The sequence below is a fragment of the Candidatus Ichthyocystis hellenicum genome (assembly GCF_001460935.1).
In the GTDB taxonomy this organism is placed as follows: Bacteria; Pseudomonadota; Gammaproteobacteria; order Burkholderiales; family 2013Ark19i; genus Ichthyocystis; species Ichthyocystis hellenicum.
This window is the reverse complement of sequence record NZ_LN906597.1, coordinates 120,331-132,996: the sequence shown is the minus strand read 5'-3', so window position 1 is coordinate 132,996 and position 12,666 is coordinate 120,331. Positions and strand designations below refer to the sequence as shown.

The 12,666-nt window shown below is 40.8% G+C and carries 12 protein-coding genes; 11 read left to right on the top strand and 1 reads right to left on the bottom strand.

The window, feature by feature from the left end; translation table 11 throughout:
• Positions 1-79 precede the first annotated feature (79 nt).
• Complete coding sequence (locus Arg41_RS00595; RefSeq protein ID WP_172792636.1) at positions 80-2,509, top strand: hypothetical protein; 2,430 nt, start codon at positions 80-82, stop codon at positions 2,507-2,509.
• On the opposite strand, the gene map is transcribed toward Arg41_RS00595, so the two are convergent.
• Positions 2,475-3,254, bottom strand: a complete 780-nt coding sequence (gene map, locus Arg41_RS00590; RefSeq protein WP_092343114.1) for a type I methionyl aminopeptidase — start codon at positions 3,252-3,254, stop codon at positions 2,475-2,477. The two genes, Arg41_RS00595 and map, sit on opposite strands and share 35 nt — an antisense overlap.
• 235 nt (positions 3,255-3,489) lie before the next feature.
• On the opposite strand from map, the gene rpsB reads away from it, so the two are divergent.
• From rpsB to fabZ, 10 genes are all read left to right on the top strand, one after another.
• Complete coding sequence (gene rpsB, locus Arg41_RS00585) at positions 3,490-4,260, top strand: 30S ribosomal protein S2 (protein WP_092343113.1); 771 nt, start codon at positions 3,490-3,492, stop codon at positions 4,258-4,260.
• 34 nt (positions 4,261-4,294) lie between these two features.
• On the top strand, positions 4,295-5,170 hold the full coding sequence (gene tsf, locus Arg41_RS00580) for a translation elongation factor Ts (RefSeq protein ID WP_092343112.1): 876 nt from the start codon (positions 4,295-4,297) through the stop codon (positions 5,168-5,170).
• A gap of 14 nt (positions 5,171-5,184) precedes the next feature.
• Positions 5,185-5,901: a UMP kinase gene (pyrH, locus tag Arg41_RS00575; protein ID WP_092343111.1), complete on the top strand. Its 717-nt coding sequence runs from the start codon at positions 5,185-5,187 to the stop codon at positions 5,899-5,901.
• A 63-nt stretch (positions 5,902-5,964) separates the two neighbouring features.
• Positions 5,965-6,489, top strand: a complete 525-nt coding sequence (gene frr / locus Arg41_RS00570) for a ribosome recycling factor (RefSeq protein WP_092343128.1) — start codon at positions 5,965-5,967, stop codon at positions 6,487-6,489.
• 20 nt (positions 6,490-6,509) lie between these two features.
• Complete coding sequence (uppS, locus tag Arg41_RS00565) at positions 6,510-7,247, top strand: polyprenyl diphosphate synthase (RefSeq protein WP_092343110.1); 738 nt, start codon at positions 6,510-6,512, stop codon at positions 7,245-7,247.
• 56 nt (positions 7,248-7,303) lie between these two features.
• A complete protein-coding gene (locus tag Arg41_RS00560; protein WP_157722201.1) occupies positions 7,304-8,110 on the top strand; it encodes a phosphatidate cytidylyltransferase in 807 nt (268 codons plus the stop codon).
• A gap of 11 nt (positions 8,111-8,121) precedes the next feature.
• Complete coding sequence (gene dxr, locus Arg41_RS00555; RefSeq protein ID WP_157722200.1) at positions 8,122-9,315, top strand: 1-deoxy-D-xylulose-5-phosphate reductoisomerase; 1,194 nt, start codon at positions 8,122-8,124, stop codon at positions 9,313-9,315.
• Positions 9,316-9,376: 61 nt separating this feature from the next.
• Complete coding sequence (gene bamA, locus Arg41_RS00550; RefSeq protein WP_139057361.1) at positions 9,377-11,674, top strand: outer membrane protein assembly factor BamA; 2,298 nt, start codon at positions 9,377-9,379, stop codon at positions 11,672-11,674.
• An 18-nt stretch (positions 11,675-11,692) separates the two neighbouring features.
• Positions 11,693-12,199 carry an OmpH/Skp family outer membrane protein gene (locus Arg41_RS00545; RefSeq protein ID WP_157722199.1) on the top strand — a complete coding sequence of 169 codons (507 nt, stop codon included), beginning with the start codon at positions 11,693-11,695 and terminating at the stop codon, positions 12,197-12,199.
• Positions 12,200-12,229: 30 nt separating this feature from the next.
• Entirely contained in the window at positions 12,230-12,664 is a 435-nt protein-coding gene (fabZ, locus tag Arg41_RS00540) for a 3-hydroxyacyl-ACP dehydratase FabZ (RefSeq protein WP_092343127.1), read from the top strand.
• Positions 12,665-12,666 lie beyond the last annotated feature (2 nt).

Here is a 12,666-nt window from a genome sequence, read left to right as displayed (position 1 = left end):
GGGGATAACCTGTACGCGTACCTTGCGGTAATAGTAACTTTTTTCAATGATTTTTTCCTTATCACATCACTACTCAGGTATGATGTGTCGGGCGATAATTTTTGGTGGTAGGATGCTTTCTCGCGATCAATTTTTTCATTTTCCTTTTTCACAGCAAGCTCTAGAAAGATTGTTAACTCGTTTTTGTACAACAGAAGAAGTTGCTCTAAAGGATAGTATTTTTTCACAAGTTATAGCACCTAATCCAGATGTGAGTGCTTTGGACGATGAGTTGGTGTCTTTTCTTATTTCTTTGGATGGGAGTTCTTTCGAAGATACTGTTGTTATTGTGCGTCGCATAGTGGATAGTCGACTTTCTTCCTTTATGGTTTCAGATTATCGCGATGTTATTCATGCGCGTGTTTGTCAGTTGTTCATGCTCCTTGGTACAGATACATATTGCCGCTTGGCATCTGTTTTTTCTAAACATGATCTATTTAACTCTATTCAGGATTTGTTCTTGAGTGATCCTTGGCTTGGGTTCATTGCTGTTCATCTGTTTCGTTCTGTGGTTAATAAGTTTCCACGTACTTCATCTGATAAGATTGATTATAAATCCATAGATGATCTCAGAAAATCTTTTAATAATCTCGATTGTGTTTTTCCACCATTTGTTAAAACAGGGGAAAAAAATACAGAGTGGGAGCATGTTTTGGATGCTTATCGAGATGCAGAGCTTTTTTCTTCTAATTTTCAGCACAGATTATTGTTCTTAAAGCGCTTGGATCAAGAGAGCTATTTTTCCTACTGTCTTAGGTTGACCAATGTCTTGCCTTCATTTTCAAGGCTAATATTATTGGCGCAAGCAGTAATTTCTATGACTTCAGTAATGGATGCTGTGACTGATGACCAAGAGAGCTGTTTGCGAAAAAATCTTGTTTCCTATTACGGTAATAGCGAGATTGAGTCACTGTTCTTGGTGTTTCATCATTTGATAGAAAATAGAATGAAAGAATTGCCGTGGGTAAAAGAAGATGATCGTAATGTTTTACTTGTTACCCTGCTGAAGTTGATTCGTTCTAGTGTAAGGCAATATGTTGCGATTACATCTGATGCCGTGTGTAAAAAGTTGAGTGAGGTGTCAGGTATTTTGCCGGAAAAATTTTCTGGTGGATTAATTTTGTCATGTGATCAGTGGATTCCTCATACTGATAGAGAGGTTGATTTGGCGGCAGCTTCTGCTTTATTGTCTAATTCATCCGCTGATGTTCATCATTTTCTGCAGAATTATAAAAATATTGGTTGTAACAATTATCGACTTTTGGTTAGTCGTCTTGGGAAAAAGTTACGATATTCACCGGCGTGGATTACCATTGGTAGTGTTGCTCTTTTGATCGAAGCAATTGCGGATGATAGTGTTAGTTACCCACTCATGATTCGTATAGGATCTTTGTGGTTGATGGTATTGCGAGAAGTAGATCATGATTCAATGAAAGTGTTAGCTGCAAAGGTTGGCAAGAAGAAGTCTAAAAAGTTTTGTAATCAGAACAATAAATATATTCTGTATGATTTTCGTCATGGGGCATCTTACACTTGTCTTAAGCTGCGTCGTTTTATTGAGGTTTTGTGGGCATTACTTGGGGTTCAAATTTGGCGCTCATCTTCTGACTCGGAGACGATTAATGATTCTTTATCATCAGGACAGTCTCCTCGGTGTAACGTTGGTCCTTTTGGTATAACAAGAGTTTGGAATGATAAATTACTAAGGATGGAGTGGTGTGTTGATCGCGCTAATTGGCCCTCTAAGAAATTTTTTGATCCAGTTAGGTTGCGTCGATGGTTACGGGTGGAGTGTGGCATTTACCGTGATGGTGCTATCCTGCAGGAGTCTTTGTACTCGTCAGTTGCTAATGATGATCAGTTTGGTTCAGTATTGGTATCATCAGCTTGTTCATGTACAGATAAAGTGGTGAGAAATTTTCTGTTACATGGGCATCATGCAGATAACGATGAAGAGATGAGGGCTTGGAGTGAGATGTATTCCCTTCCTATAGTTTTTCCGGCATTTACTATTGATACGGATAAACCATATTTTCCAGATGTAGTTTCCGTTAGCCAATTGTTGTTAGGTAGGTCTATTTCTCGCAGGGATGATAGCCGCTTTTTCGCTTGGGGTGGGCTCATGGCCCTATGTTGTCGTCAAAGAGGTTCTTATTGGTGGCAAAACGGTTTGTTGTTACTTCAGAATGCTTTTTATTGTCAAGTTGATCTAGATTTTGTTATCAATGCCGTTACTTTATTGCCGCGAGTGGTTGGTTTCGGTGATGACTCGTCTTGGGTTTACTCTGAGAATTACTTGTCACTTGCAGCGGGTTTGGCTCAACTATACAATTTGCCGCTTTCTGCGTCTGATCTTGGAAAATGGCGGTCATTTTTGGTTGAATTTGTACACGACTCTCCCTTTGACGTGGATTACGATTGTGGGGTGTGTCCGGCTAAATTGTTAGAACCTCATACCCTGTTTCAGTGACCAAAACAGTGTGTTCCCACTGTGCAGATAAGCTTCTGTCCTTTGTGGTTACGGTCCATCCGTCTTTTAGCACCTTGATGTGTCGACTACCTTGGTTGATCATAGGCTCTATGGTGAATACCATGCCGGCGACCAAGGGGATGCCTGATTTGGGTTTTCCGTAGTGAAGTACCTGCGGTGCTTCATGGAATTTTTTTCCTATTCCATGGCCGCAAAATTCTCTAACTACAGAAAAACCTATTTTCTCCGCAAATGATTGTATAGCGTGGCCTATGTCTCCCAGTGTGTTACCAGGTTTAACCTGTTTTATTCCTATCCACATAGCTTCGTATGTTTTTTCAACCAATCTGATTGCATGTGGGGTGACTTTTCCTACGAAAAACATTCTGCTTGTGTCTCCGTGATAGCTATCTTTGATTACTGTGACGTCTATGTTTACGATGTCACCATCTTTTAAGGGACGATTGTTAGGTATTCCGTGACATATGACATGATTTACCGATGTGCAAATGGATTTAGGGTAAGGTGTATATCCAGGTGGACAATAATTTAAGGGGGCAGGTATGGATTCTTGAACATCTACCATGTAGTTGTGACAGAGTTTATCCAATTCCTCGGTAGTTATTCCTGGCTTGACGTAGGGAGTTATAAAGTCCAACAGCTCTGATGCTAACTTTCCTGCTGTACGCATTTTGTTGATTTCGTCGGAATTTTTTATTAAAACAGAATTACTATCACTGCACATATGTTCTCCGCTACAGTTTATCTCTACTAAACATGTAATTACATCATATCCCCTTTAGTGTTTGTTCAGGGACTAATTTTTATTCCACTTACCTCATAAAGTAGTTTGCGTACCGCAACTAAGTCTCGTAGAATGATTGGTCTTTTTGTATCTTAAAATCGCGCATAGGGCAAGCAAAGGGTGCTGGATTCTCTGTCCTATGTTAGTGCCTAACCCTTGCTAGAGGATATTATTAATGAAAGTGACTATTCGTCAAATGTTAGAGGCTGGTTGCCATTTTGGGCATCGCTCCAGGTTTTGGAATCCCAAGATGGCTCCGTATATTTTTGGACAGCGTAACCGGATCCATATCATAAATTTGGAAAAGACGGTGAAAATGTACCGTGATGCCCTCCGTTTTGTTACCGGGTTGTCGTCTAACAATGGATACGTTTTGTTTGTTGGAACTAAGCGCTCAGCAAGAGATATAATTGCTGAGGAGGCGAGTCGTTGTGGTATGCCGTATGTTCACCACCGCTGGTTGGGGGGGATGCTTACTAACTTTAAGACCGTACGTCAGTCAATTAAACATTTACATGAGATGGAGGAGTTGTTTTCCGACGAGGAAAAGGTTCAATCTCTTCACAAGAAAGAGATGCTTATGAAACGGAGGGAATTAGAGAAATTGCGGTGTAGTTTGGGAGGTATATCTGCAATGACTAATTTGCCTGATGCTTTGTTTGTTGTGGATGTTGGATATCAGAAAATTGCTATTGCTGAGGCCAAAAAATTGGGTATCTCAGTTGTAGGGGTTGTTGATACCAATTGCTCTCCAGAGGGAATAGATTATGTTATTCCTGGCAATGATGATTCTGGTCGCGCAATTAGTTTATATGCCAGAGGTATAGCGGATGCCGTTTTAGAGGGGCGTAAGCAAAATAGGGATTCTTTGGTGGCAAGTATTTCGGAAGAATTTGTTGAAGTTAGTGGCGCTGATGAGCTTGGTTCTAGTTCGGAGCAACAGTAAATGATTTTTTTGAAGTGTGAAGGTAGGTGATTATATGGGTGAAGTTTCAGCATCTATGGTTCGTGATTTGCGTCTTAAGACGGATGCTCCGCTTCTTGAGTGCAAGAAAGCGTTGGTTGAAGCTGATGGAGATATCAATAAAGCTGAGGATATATTGCGTGTTCGTTTAGGAAATCGGGCTACGAAAGCCTCTTCTCGTGTTGCTTCAGAAGGAGCTGTTTTGTGCCTTATAGCGGATGATTATCATTCTGGAGTTCTTCTGGAAGTAAATTGTGAAACCGATTTTGTATGTAAAAATGAAAGTTTTGTTGAATTTTCTAATACCGTTGCAACTATGATTCTTAAGTCTCATCCTGATGGATTAGAGCAGCTGATGGGATTAGTTCTTGATGATGGCCGTACTTTAGAAGATATGCGTATTGCATTGATTGGTAGGATCGGAGAAAATATTGCCGTCAGGCGTTTTACATTTTGGGAAAGCGATAGTGCTTTGGCCTGCTATGTGCATGGTTCTCGTATTGCTGTAATGGTGGATTACAGTGGTGATAGTGTTGCTGCTAGGGATGTTGCCATGCATGTTGCTGCTTCTCGTCCTTTGTGCGTTACTAGGGATGATATTTCGGCTGATGTTTTGGATAGAGAACGTGAAATTTATCGTCAACAAGCAGTTCAATCTGGCAAATCTGATGATATTGTAGCTAAGATGGTTGATGGGCGTCTCGCCAAGTTTTTGAGTGAGGTTAGCCTGATGGATCAGCCCTTTGTGAGGAATACTGATCAGTCTGTTGCTGGCATGCTTTCAAAGACCGGCACAACTATTAGTCGTTTCCAGCTCTTTGTTGTTGGTGAGGGTATTGAGAAAGAGCAGATTGATTTTGCAAAGGAAGTGGCAGCAGTTACAGGTCGCTAGTTTCTGGAGTCGTTATGTATGTTGTTCGCCATAAGCGGATATTGCTGAAGTTATCTGGTGAGTCTCTGTCCGGTGAGGGTGGTTTTGGTGTTGATCCCGATGTTCTTTCCCGTATTGCTGACGAAATTGCTTCCGTTTGTAGGATGGGAGTCCAGGTTGGGGTTGTTGTTGGTGGTGGCAACATGTTCCGGGGATCAAACCTTGTGAGCTTGGGAATGGATAGGGCTGATGCAGATTATGTTGGAATGCTAGCGACTGTCATGAATGCTATTATTTTGAGAGAAGTTCTTAAACAAAAGAAAGTTTCTGCTCGCTCCATGTCTGCATTGCAGATCGAGACGGTTATAGAGCTTTATGTGCGAAATAAAGCTATTACTTATCTAGAAGATGGACTAGTTGTCATATTTGCTGCTGGTACGGGTAATCCATTCTTTACTACTGATACTGCTGCTTCTCTTCGTGGAACGGAGATAGGAGCATCTATAGTTTTGAAAGCTACCAAAGTAGACGGTGTTTACGATAAGGATCCCAATATTTATAAGGATGCTGTCCGTTATGATTCTGTATCTGTAGATGTGGCTTTGGCTAAAGAGTTGCGGGTTATGGATGCTACGGCTTTAGCTTTGTGTCGTGATCAAAATTTGCCAATAATTGTGTTTGATATTTTTCGTCATGGCTCTTTGTCTAGGATTGTTTGTGGCGAACCTGAAGGTACATTGGTCTACTGTTAGAAAGAATATTTGCTAAAGGGTTGATTAGTGATTGATTCTGTATATCAAGTTGCTCAAACGAAGATGGAAAAAGCATTGGATAGTCTCAGGTCTTCGCTTTCTAAAATCAGAACTGGTCGTGCTAGTACAGTAATTGTGGAGGATGTGCTAGTTCCATACTATGGCTCTTCTGTTCCTTTAAAGCAGATTGCAAGTTTGACGCTGAGCGATTCTCGAACCATTCTTATTCAGCCTTGGGAAAAGCATCTTCTTCCAGTTATAGAGAAGGCTATTCGTGATTCTGCTGATTTAGGTTTGAACCCAGTTACTAGGGGTGCTGAGGTGTGTGTTCCTATGCCGCTGCTTTCCGAGGAGAGACGTCGTGATTTGGCAAAGGTTGTGCGTTCTGAGTGTGAATTTGGACGCGTGAGTATTCGTAATATTAGGAGGGAAGCAAATTCTTCCTTGAAAGATTCTATGAAAAGGAAGGAAATTTCTGAAGATGAGGAGCGTAATCTTCAGGATAAAATCCAGAAACTGACTGATCGTTTCGTGGATGATATTGATAGAATAATGCAGGATAAGGAAACGGAAGTGATGACTATTTAATTGTTCGTCAGGGGTGTATTTTGTCGCAGTCGTCATTAGTTGGCACTATTCCTCGGCATATAGCTATTGTTATGGACGGCAACGGTCGTTGGGCTGAGCAGCGTTTGTTGTCCCGTTTGTCTGGGCATAGGAGGGGTGTTGATGCTGCTGAGTGTGTTGTGCGTTCCTGTCTTGATTATGGAGTTCCGTGCTTGACTCTGTTTGCGTTTAGCACCGAGAATTGGCGTCGTCCAGATCAAGAGATTGAATCGTTGTTTTCGTTGCTTGTTAGTGCCGTTCGTAGGCAGGTGGATTTTTTGAAACAGCAGGGCGTTAGATTGTCCTTCATTGGAGACAGGGGTTCTTTGACTCCTTTTGCTGGTCTGTTGGACGAGCTCAGCAGGGCTGAGAAAGAAACACAAAATAACGACCGCTTGTTTCTTAATGTTGCCCTAAATTATGGTGGGCGCTGGGATATAGTTCAAGCTTTTAGATCTTTTGTTGCTGACAATCCATTTTTGTCCCCTTGCGATGTTAGTTCAGAGCGTTTGCGACCGTACTTTTGTCTTTCCCATTTGCCAGAGCCTGACCTTTTCATTCGTACTTCTGGGGAGCACCGGATAAGCAATTTTTTTCTTTGGCAGTTAGCTTACACAGAGTTTTACTTTACTCCTATTTTTTGGCCAGATTTTGATGAACAGGCGTTTGCAGATGCAATTGATGTTTTTCAGCGTAGAAATAGGCGTTTTGGGTCTGTGGGGACGGCCTTAAATAACTAAAATACTCCTTGGAGGGTTTACCGTTGTTGGCAAGAAAATCTCATTTCATGGAGCTGATGTTACGTTTCTTGACTTCTGTTTCATTGATTGTGGTATTGCTGCTAGCTTTGAGGTATTTTTCTTTGTTGGCTGTGGTGGTTTTTGTTGGAGTTTTTTTTGCTCTTTCTTGTTGGGAGTGGGGTAATTTTTTTGTATCGTTGACGAGGATGAAGTTATTTATTAACGCTATGATTCCCACATCATTGTTGCTATACGGTATTTTGGCATGGTATTTTCCTAAATCTCAGGCAAGGGAAGTTGCTTTTGTTTTTTCAGGTTTTTGGGCGTTGGCGCCCTTCGGATTGTTGGGATATGATTCCGGTAGGTGGCGGCTTACATGGGCGGTATATTTTTTGGGTATGGTGTGTATATTGTCCGGTTGGTTGTCTGTATTGTGGATATTTAAGTTTTTCGGTGCCAAATTTTTGCTTTGGGCCATTGTTATTGTGATGGTTATGGATAGTTGTGCCTATCTTGTTGGTAAATCTTGCGGTCGCACTATTTTGGCGCCACTTATTAGTCCTGGTAAGTCGTTTGAAGGTTTATGCGGTGCATATTTTTCTGCTGTTGTTGTGCTGATTTTTTCTGATTTCATGAAATTGGGTATTTTTCGCCATGCTACTCTAGGATTGTATTTTTTTGTTGCAGCAATTTTTGTTTTGTATGCTGTAACTGGAGATTTGGTAGAGTCGTCCGTGAAAAGAGTTGTTGGCTGTAAGGATAGTGGAAAATTGTTGCCAGGTCATGGTGGAGTTTTGGATCGGTTTGACTCATATTTTTCCGTTATGCCACTCGTGTTCTGTTTGCTGACTTGTTCTCCATGAAGGGGAAACAGATGATCAAGAATGTTGTGATTGCTGGTTCGACTGGTTCCATTGGTCGTCAGGCGCTTGATGTGATCCAACATTACCCCGATCGGTATCGTGTCGTTGGATTATCGGCAAACGATCAGTGGCTGCTTTTATATGAGCAGTGTTGCAAGTTTCGTCCTGAATATGTTTATGTTAAACATCCTGATGCTTATAGATCTTTGTTTGATGCTCTTTCTGGTCATGATATTCATGTTTTATCAGGTAGTGATCTGCCTTTTCTTGTATCGCTTCCTGAGGTCGATGTTGTTTTGGCATCTATTGTTGGTGTTGTAGGAATGGTTTCTACTTATGCGGCTTTGGAGGCAGGTAAGGTCGTTCTTCTCGCAAATAAGGAGTCACTGATTGCCGGTGGACCAGTGCTAATGGAGGTTGCCCGTCGTTCGGGTGCTACTGTTATCCCTATCGATAGTGAGCACTCTGCCTTGTTGCAGTGCTTGATGTCTAGAGATGGATCTGCTACTCCTGTTTCTGATGCGGTCAATCGTTTGGTTCTAACAGCTTCAGGTGGTCCTTTTTGGCCTAAACCATTTGCTAATCTGGGGGATGTGACTCCAGAACAGGTTTGTAACCACCCTCGTTGGAGTATGGGCAGGAAGATTTCTGTGGATTCTGCCACTATGGCTAATAAAGGTCTTGAAATTGCTGAAGCTTGCTGGTTGTTTGGTTTATCTCCAGATCGTGTAGGTACTATTATTCATCCTGAGAGTGTTGTTCATGCTTTGGTTGAGTACATTGACGGTGTAACGTTGACACATATGTCGTACCCTGATATGAGAACAGCTTTGTCTTATGCTTTATCTTATCCAGAGCGGAGTAATTCGGGTGTGGGTAATGTCGATCTAGCCAGTATCAGTAAATTATCTTTCTACGAAGCTGATTTTAGCTTATATCCCTGTTTGAAAATAATTATTGATGCTGTTTATGCTGGACACAGCGATTGTATCATCGTAAATGCTGCTAATGAAGTTGCAGTGCAGATGTTTTTGTCAGGACAGGTAAAATTTACAGATATTGAAACTATTATTGCTGATACGTACTCCATGATTTCACCAGTTTGTTGCTCAAATTTGAGTGATATCCTGTCCTTCGATCGAGAAGTAAGAGTTATTTCAAAAATTGTTGCTAAAGAAAAATTTTGTGCTTTGGCAGATTTGTGAAAGATGGCTAAAACTGTTTACTGTTTTATTGAGATGTTTTTGTGTTGTAAAGAATATTTTGATGAGAAAACTTTTGTTTGTGTTTTGCTGCCTATTTTTGGTATTCAGTTCCAGCGAAGCAGCTGTTTCTGACCATGTAAATAGCATATCGGTTCGTGGGCTAGTTAGGTCTCAACCTAAGATGGTGATTGATAGTTTGGGAATACATCCGGGGGATGCCTGGGATGATGGGCGTTTTTCCCAAGCGATTCATGATCTTTTTAAGACCGGCTTATATACTGATATTAGGCTACTTAAGGCCAGTAATAATGATTTGGTTGTTGAGGTCCATGAATCGCCTACTATTGCCAGTATATCTTTTACTGGCATGGATGCTTTTAGTGATAAGGCAGTCAAGAAGAGCTTGTCTACCATAGGTATTGCTCTTGGTAATTTGTTCGATCCATCTATGCTCCATCGTGCGGTTCTAGAGTTGAAACAGCAGTATTTGTTCGAGTCGATGTATGCTACTCAGGTTGCTGCTTATACTACTCCTTTGGAAAATAATCGTGTTGCTATCCAATTTGTTGTGCGTGAGTCTAATAAAGCGCGGGTGCGTAGCATAAAATTGTATGGCAACAACAATTTCTCACGGGAAGAATTGTTGTCCTACATGTCTATTCAACCAACCAATTTGTTTAGTTGGTATACGAAGAATGATAGATATTCTGATCTTAAGTTTGATGAAGATATGAATGCTTTAACTAGCTTTTATTATGATCGAGGGTTTATAAATTTCTCTGTAACATCTAGGCAAGTTTCTATTAACCCTGATCTTACTGATGCTTTTTTGAAGGTTGTATTGGATGAAGGATTAGTTTTTCATTTCGGAAAGTTTACTTTTCAAGGTCCACTATTAACAAAGGAATCATTTGAAAAAATGGTTAATATTCGTGCCGGCGAGGTTTTTAGTAGAAAAAGACTTCTCGGTATAGTAAAGAAAGTGACCGATTTTGCCGCAAACAGTGGCTATTTATATGCTCATGTAGACGTGCAACCAAATGTTAATTCAGATTCTCGTGTTGTTGATGTTAATCTGGTTTTACATTCTGGTCCTTTGGTCTTGGTTAGACGTATTGACATAGAGGGCAATACTATGACCAAGGATGAAGTTATTCGTCGTGAACTTCGTCAGTATGAGGGTGCTGTGTATGACCTTTCAAAAGTTAATCGTTCAAAGGAGCGACTAAACAGATTAGGATATTTCTATAGTGTATCTTTAAATACCGTTCCTGTTTTAGGTAGTGGAGATCAAGTTGATATTCACATTGTTGTGAAGGAGAGACCTACAGGGCAGTTTAGATTCAGTGTTGGTTATTCTTCCGCAGAAAAATTGGTATTGGAACTTTCTGTTTTGCACCCTAATGTTTTTGGAACTGGTGATTTTGCAAGTATTCGTTTGAATATGGGTGCTGTAAATAAGCTTATTGACTTGACTTATACTGATCCGTATTGGACCACAAACGGTGTTAGTAGAAGTCTGAGATTTTACCGTAATTCTGTTGATCAACGTATTTTGGGAATTGCCAATTACCGTGCAGTTAGTACTGGTGCAAGAGTTAGGTTTGGTATTCCAATTTCCGAATTTGATACAGTGTTTACAGGCATTGGTGTAGAGAACATAGGGCTTACCATTTACAATAATAGCCCGCGCCAATTTATTAACTTTGTCCGTAGATATGGCCCATCTAACAATGTTTTTACCCAAGATTTTTCCTGGTCTAGAGATTACAGGGACAGCTTGATTTATCCTACTCGTGGTAGCTACGATCAAATTTCCGCTGAAGTTTCTTTGCCTGGTAGTGATCTGAAATATTACAATGCTGATTATCTCCACCAAACTTATTTTCCTGTCGTGGGAGATCGACTTGTCTTGTTGTTGCATGGTCACCTTGCTTTTGGTAGAGGCTTTGATGGGTTTTCACTGCCATTTTTCAAGAGCTTTTATGCTGGAGGTATAGGTACTGTTCGTGGTTATGCTTCTAGCACTCTTGGACCACATGATAGTCATGGCAGTGCTTTGGGAGGAGATACGGAAGTTGATGGGGGGGTCGAGTTTCTGTTTCCAATTCCAGGAATGGGTAAAGATCGGTCGCTTCGCTTAGCAGCGTTTTTAGATTTTGGTCAGGTCTACGGCAAGGGTGACTATCGTCTGCGTTACTCTAGCTTTAGGTTTAGGGATATTAGGTACTCTTCTGGTTTGGCGCTATCTTGGTTATCTCCAATTGGTCCTCTTAGATTTTCCTACGGTTATGCTATCAACCCGGCTTTTGATGATCAGGTTCAAGCTTTTCAGTTTACAATTGGCGCAGCTTTCTAAAAAGTGGGGGTGGGTGTAGTGCGTTACTTTATTTTGGCGGTTTTTTTGCTTTTTTTTACCGTGTTTTGTGCTTACGCTACGAAAATTGGTTTTGTGGATACGCGACGTATCCTTCGCGAATCTCAGTTGTCTCATGATGCAGAGCAACGGTTGTCAAAAGAATTTGAGTCTCGTTTGCAACGAGTTAGTGATCTTGAGAGTAAATTGAACTCTGTTCAGTCTCGTATGGATATTTCTGGTCATAAGCTGTCTTATGATGAGAGGCATGATTTAGAGCTCTCATACAACGAAATATCATCAGAGTTGAGGATGGCTAAGAGAGAGTTTGCAGAGGAGCTTAATCATCGCCGCAATGAGGAGTACCAGAAAATTATTCGTTCTGCTAACGCTGTGGTTCGTAGTATTGCTTCTCGGGAACGTTATGACGCCGTACTGCAGGAGGCTGTGTATGTTAGTAAAAGTGTAGATATTACAGATCAAGTTTTGGTTCAATTACGTCATTTGTCAAGTAATTCGTCTAAGTGATTGTTTCACAATATCTTTCATGGAATTAATATCATGTTAACTATAAGTGGCATAGTATCTAAGCTTCCTCATAGGTATCCGTTTTTGCTGGTTGATCGTGTTATTTCCTGTGATCCGGGGCAGAGTATTGTTTCTATCAAGAATGTTACGATTAACGAACCTTTTTTTGTCGGACACTTTCCGGACAACCCAGTTATGCCAGGGGTTATGATTATAGAGGCAATGGCACAAACCGCCGGTCTTTTGTTGTCTATGTCTCTAGAATGTGAATCAGAGAAAAATAGTGTTTATTATCTTGCTGGCATTGATGGTGCTCGTTTTCGTTCACCAGTTACTCCAGGTGATACTATGGAAATTAAGGTCACTATGCTTATGAATAGGACTTCTATTAGTAAGTATGCAGCTAGAGTTTATTGTAGTGGTAATTTAATGGCAGAAGCTGATCTTTTATGCGCTAAGGTGTAGAA